At 71.3% G+C, this 1,538-nt stretch carries 1 protein-coding gene; it reads left to right on the top strand.

Features of this window, described 5'->3' with window-relative positions; all coding sequences use genetic code 11:
- The coding region (locus G3N92_RS33780; protein ID WP_206131834.1) for a YjbH domain-containing protein at positions 1 to 1,538 on the top strand (1,538 nt) is incomplete at both ends.

Raw genomic sequence — 1,538 nt, 5'->3', positions numbered from 1 at the left:
GACGCGAGCGCGGCCGCCGGCCACGCAAGCGATCCGGTTTCGGCCAACGCCGCCACGCCGCTCCTGCTGCCGGCCGTCGCCTGGTCCGCGCTGCGGCCCGCGCCGGCTGGCGAGATGGATGCGCACGCAACGATGCAGCGGGTCGGCGCGATCGTGCCGGTGGCGAGCGGGCCGACCTCGCTCGACGCGATCGTCGATGCGCTGTCCGACGCCGGGCTCGAACGCGGCCGCGCGGGCATCGTCGGCCACGACCTGGTGGTCGAATACGAAAACCACCGCTACAACCAGAACGAAGCCGATGCGCTGGGTATTGCGCTCGGCATCGCCGTGCGCCATGCGGGCGGCGAGATCGACACGATCCGCGTGGTGATCCGCAAGGCGAACGCGGCGATGGCCGAGGTGAGCGTGGATCGCGGCGCGTATGCGGCGTTCCTCGCGGGCGGCGCGCCGACCACGGCAAGCGCGTCGCTGACGATGCGCATGCGCCCCACCTACGATTCGGCCAGCGTCGATTGGTCGGGCAAGACGGGCCGCCACAGCTACGTGCGCTTCGAGATCGCGCCGGTCACCAACTATCTGTACGGCACCGATTACGGCAACTTCGATTATTCGGTCGGCGCCCAGGTGCGTGCGTTCGTGCCGCTCTGGCGCGGCGCGGAGTTCTACGCGAGCGCGATCGCGCCGCTCGCCAACAGCCGCAACATGGACAACGGCCGCTTCTACAGCGCCTACCGCCTGCGCGGCGGCATCGCCGATGCGGCGCTCGCGCAGAGCTTCTGGATCGCGCCACGCGTGCTGAACGTGACGGCGGCGGGCAAGTTCGACCTGCAATACCTCGGCGTCGAGAACGAGACGACGGCGTTCGTGCCGGGCCGGCCCGACGTGGTGCGCCTGAAGCTGGCCTACCTGCGCCGCGAGCCGGGCAAGGACGCGCTGCCGGACGTCAAGAACGCGTCGCTGACCTATCGCTGGGTGCAGCCGGCCTGGAAGCTGTGGATCGAGGCGGGCGTGGCGCGCTACGTGGGCGGCGACAAGGGGCCGCTGGTGGTGGCCACGCGCTGGTTCGACGATGTCGCGTTCAGCTTCCAGGCGCAGCACAGCGGCCACGGCTCGTTCATCGGCGCGTCGGTCAGCCTGCCGCTCACGCCGCGTCAGGGCTTCAAGCCGGGCCTCGCCGAGGTGGCGGGCACGTCGCAGTTCGAACTGAATTTCCGCACGCGCGTGGGCTCGACCAACTACCTGGCGGCCGACGGCGCGCAGAGCCTCGACTTCGGCTACGACACGCAGCAGTTGCTGCTCAACCGGGGCCGCTTCAGCGCGGGCTATTTCGCGACGCAGCTCTACCGGATGCGTGACGCCTACGAACGCTACGCCGCGCCCGATGCGGCGGCCACGCGCAAGACGCCGCCCGCCGCGCCGTCCGCGGCCACGGGTTCGGCTGCGCAGAAGCAGACTCAGTGGCAAGCGGCGCCCGGGCAGGACGGCAGGGCGCTCGTCGCCATCGCGAACGCGGCCGACGCGATCCGCGCGGCCGGCGA

Source organism: Burkholderia sp. Ac-20379 (assembly GCF_017104645.1).
Lineage (GTDB): Bacteria > Pseudomonadota > Gammaproteobacteria > Burkholderiales > Burkholderiaceae > Burkholderia.
This window is presented reverse-complemented; position numbering and strand designations above follow the sequence as displayed.